This is a genomic window from Microcystis sp. M_OC_Ca_00000000_C217Col, assembly GCF_007095585.1.
Taxonomy (GTDB): Bacteria; Cyanobacteriota; Cyanobacteriia; order Cyanobacteriales; family Microcystaceae; genus Microcystis; species Microcystis panniformis.
Map to the genome: position 1 here is coordinate 1 of NZ_SFBV01000009.1, position 6598 is coordinate 6598.

5 protein-coding genes and 1 pseudogene are annotated in these 6598 nt (G+C 42.5%); 3 read left to right on the forward strand and 3 right to left on the reverse strand.

Features of this window, described 5'->3' with window-relative positions; genetic code table 11:
* Nucleotides 1–96: 96 nt before the first annotated feature.
* A pseudogene (locus tag EWV66_RS24290) lies at nt 97–314 on the reverse strand (hypothetical protein).
* Nucleotides 315–813: 499 nt separating this feature from the next.
* A complete protein-coding gene (locus tag EWV66_RS00535) occupies nt 814–2970 on the reverse strand; it encodes a putative PEP-binding protein (RefSeq protein WP_287108799.1) in 2157 nt (718 codons plus the stop codon).
* A 268-nt stretch (nt 2971–3238) separates the two neighbouring features.
* On the opposite strand from EWV66_RS00535, the gene EWV66_RS00540 reads away from it, so the two are divergent.
* The 3 genes from EWV66_RS00540 (at nt 3239) to EWV66_RS00550 (ending at nt 4740) form a co-directional block, all read left to right on the forward strand.
* Entirely contained in the window at nt 3239–3934 is a 696-nt protein-coding gene (locus EWV66_RS00540) for a response regulator transcription factor (protein ID WP_002737332.1), read from the forward strand.
* Between the two features lie 174 nt (nt 3935–4108).
* Nucleotides 4109–4321 carry a hypothetical protein gene (locus EWV66_RS00545; protein WP_002757840.1) on the forward strand — a complete coding sequence of 71 codons (213 nt, stop codon included), beginning with the start codon at nt 4109–4111 and terminating at the stop codon, nt 4319–4321.
* A gap of 20 nt (nt 4322–4341) precedes the next feature.
* The gene (locus EWV66_RS00550) at nt 4342–4740 is read left to right on the forward strand and encodes a helix-turn-helix domain-containing protein (RefSeq protein ID WP_052276708.1); all 399 of its coding nucleotides are present in this window, start codon (nt 4342–4344) and stop codon (nt 4738–4740) included.
* Between the two features lie 175 nt (nt 4741–4915).
* On the opposite strand, the gene EWV66_RS00555 is transcribed toward EWV66_RS00550, so the two are convergent.
* Nucleotides 4916–6598: serine/threonine-protein kinase (locus EWV66_RS00555; RefSeq protein WP_287115874.1), on the reverse strand; the 1683-nt coding region annotated here is incomplete at its 5' end.

Genomic DNA, 6598 nt, shown 5'->3' on the forward strand with positions numbered 1-6598 from the left:
TCTACTAATGACAGTAGCCTAGTTACTCAGGAGCCGGATACGGCGAAAGTCGTAAGTCCGGTTTTGAAGCAGGGGGTGGGAAGGCGACTTCCTGCTCTACTGTAACGGGTGTAGGGTGTAGGGTGTGGGGTGTGGGGAGAATAAATAAAATAATCTCCTGACTCCTGACTTGTGACTCCTGACTCCTGACTCGGAGACTCCTAACCCAATGGTAGATGTTGGATTTTTGCAGAAGTTCTATTTTCCGACAAAGATAAGCAAAAATTATTTATTGACTCCAATAACTTGAGAATATTTAAATTAACATTTCGCAATATTTACAAATTCTTAAGAATTAATTGAGAAAGATTTTTATTTAACAACGATGTTATGCCGGTTACAGCGATTTGATAGAATTTCATAATGGGGTATTTTATGCTTTTTTGGGCAGCAACGGTTGAAACCCTTGCCACACCTAGAAGGTAATCCCAATTAAGACAGGTAAATGAGTCAATTTCACCCACAACGATGATCTTTTTTTTGTGTAGTTTTATTGCAAAAAAAAAGTTTTTTTGACAAAAAGCACAAAGTATGGCTTATGAAGTGGGGAGTGGGGAAATGGGGAAATGGGGTAGTGAGGTGGTGGGGAAGTGGGGAAGTGGGGAAGTGGGGAAGTGGGGTAGTGGGGCATTTGGCTGAAATTTCCCTAAACCCCTAAATCCCTATCTCCCGACGACCAGCTACCGACTCCTAACCCCACCAACAAACTTTTTGCCGCAAACCCTACCTAACATCTTCCCCAACAGCCAACCCCTAACGCTCCTTTTGCCGAGGTTATCTGCTATTTTCCAATAAAAATCTTCTTTCGGCGCGAACAATTGCCTCTCTAGTGGCTAAAACTGCTTCTGTATCCACCGAAAGAGAAGTCACGCCCCAAGCAATCAGATCATCGATAATTTCAGGATACTGGACGATAGCCATGCCGCAAACGGAACAGGGAATCTGTAAAACTTTTGCTTGAGTGATAATTTGTTTTAAAGCTGCCCTGACTGCGGGATGACGGGCATTAAAATATTCTGAGAAATGTTCTCGATCGCTACCTAAAAGTAATTGAGTTAAATCATTAGTACCAATAGCGATTAACTGTACCCCTGCTTGCACATAATCCCTCAATTGAAAGATTACCCCCGGTACTTCCACCATTATCCCCAATTGGAAAGAAGGGACTTGAGTGAGTAAAGCCGATTGTACCCGTTGCCGGCAGAAAATAAATTCCTCAACCCCGCGGACAAAGGGAAGCAGTAAATTAATATTGGTGGCGCCGGTGGTTTGTACCCGTCGTAAAGCTTGCAATTCTAGATCAAATAGAGTCGGATCTAATATATAACCATGGGTTCCCCGACTGTCTTGAGCCGAATGTTGAGCATCAAAAGAACGGTAAAATAAAGGCTTAGGTTGGATACTAAGGGCAAATTGTGCGATTAAATCACTTAATCTCTCGATCAATGCTTCTTGATGCTCTGGCGTTAACCATTCTTCTAGATTACGCTGAGAAAGTAAGTCTAAAATCATCCATTCTGAGCGCAATAAACCGATCCCATCAATAGGCAGTTCTTGGATTCTGGCAATACTTTCAGTTTGACTGAGATTAACCATCAAACGGGTAGCAATTGCCGTCCCGTCGGTTTCTCTGGGGAGTGGAGGGGGTAAGGAAATCTGTTCCTGAGATGCTAGAGAAATAATTCCCCTCGTACCATCTACTAAAATTATCTCGCCTGAGCGGATAATTTCTGTGGCATTTTTCACCCCGACAATGGCAGGAATGGCTAATTCCCGGGCTAAGATGGCTCCATGGCTAGTTAATCCCCCCTGTTCCGTGATCATTGCTCGAATTTGGCGTAAATGGGGCAGTTTTTTCGGAGGTAAATTAGTAGTAACCAAAATGCAATCCTGAAAATTTGCCTCTGGGGAGTCGAAATTGCTGATCACTTTTGCCACTCCCGATGCCAACCCTGGGGATGCCCCTAATCCTCTTAAGGGATAATGGGAGGTAGTGGGGGTGATTTCCTGACTGTGACAGTTGAGAATATAAATTTGACCATCTAGCATCATCAGCCATTCTATGCTGGTTAAGCTGGGTTTTTCCGCCAGTAGAGATTGAACCAGTTGACAAAGGCGATCGAGGGCGAAATTATCTAAACAGTAGCTTTCCTGTAAACTGGGTGCTAATAATTGTGGCGCGAGCAGATTACTGTCACTATTGAGATAATAAGCGCGGGATTTATTGCCTAATTGCCGACTGCGTAATTGACCAGAGCGATCGATAATATAGGTATCCGGTGCCACTTCTCCATTAACTAAACTGTGTCCTAATCCCCAAACCGCCTGAATTTCCCAGTTATCCTCATTAATCAACACATTTCCCGCACAATTGGCCGGTAATAACGCTTGTACCAGTAAAGATAATTGAATGTTTTCTAAACCAATTCCCATTTTTCGCCAATAAAATAGACTTCTGGCGGTGAATAACTCCGCCCAAGCTTGTTTTAGGGCATTTTCTAGATTATCTGCTTTAATTCCACTGATTGGGGCGGAAAATAAACCGAGCGTTCGCCGAGCCAGATTAGCTGGTAGGGAAAAGCGCCATACTAGGGTATCCATGGATAATTGTGCCACGGCCGCCTCTAGTTCTTCTAACCAGAGAGGAGGAATTTGCGCTTGTAAAACGGCGCGCCGACTCTCGCGCGCAACTAATTGCAGAGCTTTGGCGTTATCTACGTCTAAATAGAGGGAAGATTGGGGAAAATCCGTCAGAAACGAGTCACCATGGTCGATAGTTTCCAAAAATTCCGCAAAAATGCGGTTAAAAATGGCAAATCCCCTGATAATTGGGTATCCTCGCTGATGTAATTCACTGGCAATAAAAGCTTTTTCCCCCACCAGGGGGCGATCAGAAGCACTAATGCGATCAAGCCAGCAGAGAATGGTCACGGGATTTGTTAAGAATGGTGAAAGGATTGTAAAATCATTGTGTGATTTTTGTAACTTTTTAGTTCTATCTGCTAGTTTAACTCACCGTCACTATCTTGAGGATGATCTGGGGAGTGGGGTGTGGGGTGTCGGGTGTCGGGTGTGGGGTGTGGGAATCTCCTGACTCCTATCTCCTGACTACTGACTCCTATCTCCTGACTACTGACGACCGGCTCCTGATAGCTGATAAGATAGGATTCGGACAATATTCGATCGCTGCGAGAAATTGATGGACACACCTGCGAAAGTTTTGTTAGTGGATGACGAACCGGGGGTTCGTGAATCTGTGCAAGCATATCTACAGTACGGGGATGAATTCGAGGTAAGAACTGCTAGTAATGCTAACGAAGCCTGGGATTTACTCAATCAAGAAATTCCGGAATTAGTCATCTCCGATATTATGATGCCGCAGGTGGATGGCTATCAGTTTCTCAAGAAATTGCGCGAAGATGCTCGTTTTCAGACAATTCCCGTGGTTTTTCTCACTGCTAGGGGGATGACGAGCGATCGCATTCAGGGTTATAATGCCGGTTGTGATGCTTATCTATCCAAACCTTTCGATCCCGAAGAATTAGAAGCATTAATCAAGTCTTTAATCGAGCGCCGTCGTCAATCCCTGCAAGCCACCAGCGAAAACGCTAGATTAGAAGAAATTGCCCGAGATATCCGGGAATTAAAACAGCAGGTGGGACAACAGAACACTTTTACTACCACTCCCCCCCCGATTAAAGTTGATCTTACCCCCCGGGAACAAAGTGTTTTAGATTTAGTAGCGGAGGGATTGATGAATAAAGAAATCGCCAGTCGTCTAGAAACCAGCGTCAGAAACGTAGAAAAATACGTCAGTCGCTTATTTAGCAAGACTGGTACTAATAGTCGCACGGAATTGGTACGTTTTGCCCTAAAACACGGTTTAACCAGTTAATATAGGAACTAACTATAAAGTAGCGGACGGGAGTGTCAATAACTGACGATGACAAGCAACTGAATTACCGATGGAAAACGTTTCATCAGTTCATCCTATGGCTTCTGGCGTTGAAACAAATTTTGTTTTAGAGCTAACCTTTGAGCAAGAGCAGAATGGGAGGATATATCAACCATGTTAAGCACTGATCTAGAGATAAGACTAGCAACTTTAGAAGCTGAAGTAGCACTGCTTAAGCGTTTGCTACCTACTGTCAGCGAAACTCCCTGGTGGGAAAAAATTGTCGGCACTTTTGCTGACGATCCGGCTTACGAAGAGGCAATGCAGTTTGGTCAAGAGTACCGCCAGTCTCTAAAACCTTTAGCCGAGGAAGCATCCGAATCCTGAAATGTATCTCCTTGACACCGATGACCCTTACTTTTAATCCAGAAAAATACAAAGAATTACTAGCTCGCCATTTACCTAAAGTTATTAAAACAGAGGCAGAAAATGAAAAAGCTTTGGCTATTGTGGAAGAATTAATGCACAGTCAGCAGCGAACTCCCGAAGAAGATGAACTTTATGAGCTTCTAATTTTTTTAATTGGGAATTTTGAAAAAAGCTTTTATCTACAAGAATCAACCACACCTCATTCTATGTTATTGTTTTTGATGGAACAGCAAGGCGTTAATAAGAAAGACATAGCCAGAATCCTTGGCTCTGACAAAATTGCCTCTAGTTTAATTGAAGGAAAAGGGTCAATTACCCAAGAACAGGCGAAATTATTAGGACATTTCTTTCATGTAGATTATAGTTTGTTGATGTAGATACGATCCCCTCTAGCTTTTTGGTTGGGTTGAGCGCTTTAATACTTAGAAGAAAACTGCTCGATTCAAGAATTTGAGCCAAAACCCAATATTTTTAAAGACATCGGTGCAGTTTCCCGCAAGTGTCGCTCATTTTTGATAGACAAAAATTATTGCTGTCACCCCCAACACAAGTTTACTGTCCCACCCGCCAAATTTTGATAGTTTTGTCACCACTTCCACTAGCTAAATAGCGACCATCGGGACTATATACTACTGAGTTAACCCGGTAAGAATGACCGTTAAGAGTACGCAATTGTTTTCCCGTTGCTACCTCCCAAATTTTGATAGTTTTGTCACTATATATCACTGAATAAACCCAGTAAGAATGACCAGTAAGGGTACGCAATTCTTTTCCGGTCGCTACCTCCCAAATTTTGATAGTTTTGTCACTACTCCCACTAGCTAAATAGCGACCATCGGGACTATATACTACTGAGTTAACCCGGTAAGAATGACCGTTAAGAGTACGCAATTGTTTTCCCGTTGCTACCTCCCAAATTTTGATAGTTTTGTCCATCTCAGAATGACCGGTAAGGGTACGCAATTCTCTTCCCGTTGCTACCTGCCAAATTTTGATAGTATTGTCAACACTCCCACTAGCTAAATAGCGGCCATCGGGACTATATACCACTGACCTAACCCCGCGAGAATGACCAGTAAGGGTACGCAATTGTTTTCCCGTTGCTACCTGCCAAATTTTGATAGTTTTGTCACTACTCGCACTAGCTAAATAGCGGCCATCGGGACTATATACTACTGACCTAACCCAGTCAGAATGACCAGCAAAGGTACACAATTCTCTTCCCGTTGCTATCTCCCAAATTTTGATAGTATTGTCACCACCCCCACTAGCTAAATAGCGGCCATCGGGACTATATACCACTGACTGAACCCAGCAGGAATGACCAGTAAGGGTTTTATCTAAGGGGGAAACCGAAGAATTAATCTTAGGAGGTAAATTTAACTGCCGTTCAATCTCATCTAAACGTTGTAAAATAACCCTAGTATTAGCCGGTCTATTCTTGGGTAATCTCCCCATTAACTCATCAATAAAATCCAACAATAACGGGTGAATATTTTCCGTTTCTTCTCGCCAAGGTAAAACATCATTATACGCATCATAAATTTCTAAGGGATGTTTTCCAGTTAATAAATGCACAAAAGTTCGTCCTAAAGCATGAAAATCTGATTGAATCACTGCTTGGCCATGTTGTTGTTCATTGGGTGTATATCCGGCTGAGGTAATACCTGTTACTTGTTGACCTTTGACCTTTTGATGATAGGTTTGGGTTTCTTCCCTTGCTGTGCCAAAATCAATTAACACCAACTCGCCACTATTACGCAACATGATATTAGGAGGTTTAATATCTCGATGCAGCCAATTCTGTTGATGAATTTTATCGAGAATTAAAGTAATTTCTCTCAGCCATTTTAAGGCTCGTTTTTGACTTAAAATATCATACTGCTTTAGCCACTGTTCTAAATTAATCCCCTCCACTTTTTCCATAACTAAACAGTGTAATATTTTCCCTTCCCTCGTGGAATATTGAAAATAGGCATCTGCGCGAGGAACACCGGTGACATTTTGACGACTCAACTCTAATAAAACGTCATATTCCCGTTTAAATAATTCCACTGCTTTCGGTTCATTGTTCCATTTTTCTTGTAATACCTTGAGTATTTTGGCTGTAAAACCCTCAAAAGCCTCATAAACAACCCCAAAACCGGTCGTATCACTCAATAACCGACTCACCCTATATTTACCATTTAACAACAATTGAGAGCCGCAACTTTGACAGTAACGAGTATTCGAGTT

Excerpts from the sequence above, each read along its gene's own strand:
- EWV66_RS00545 (WP_002757840.1), top strand. The coding sequence starts at position 4,109 with ATGTTAAGCACTGATCTAGAGATAAGACTAGCAACTTTAGAAGCTGAA.
- EWV66_RS00550 (WP_052276708.1), top strand. The coding sequence starts at position 4,342 with ATGACCCTTACTTTTAATCCAGAAAAATACAAAGAATTACTAGCTCGC.
- EWV66_RS00540 (WP_002737332.1), top strand. The coding sequence starts at position 3,239 with ATGGACACACCTGCGAAAGTTTTGTTAGTGGATGACGAACCGGGGGTT.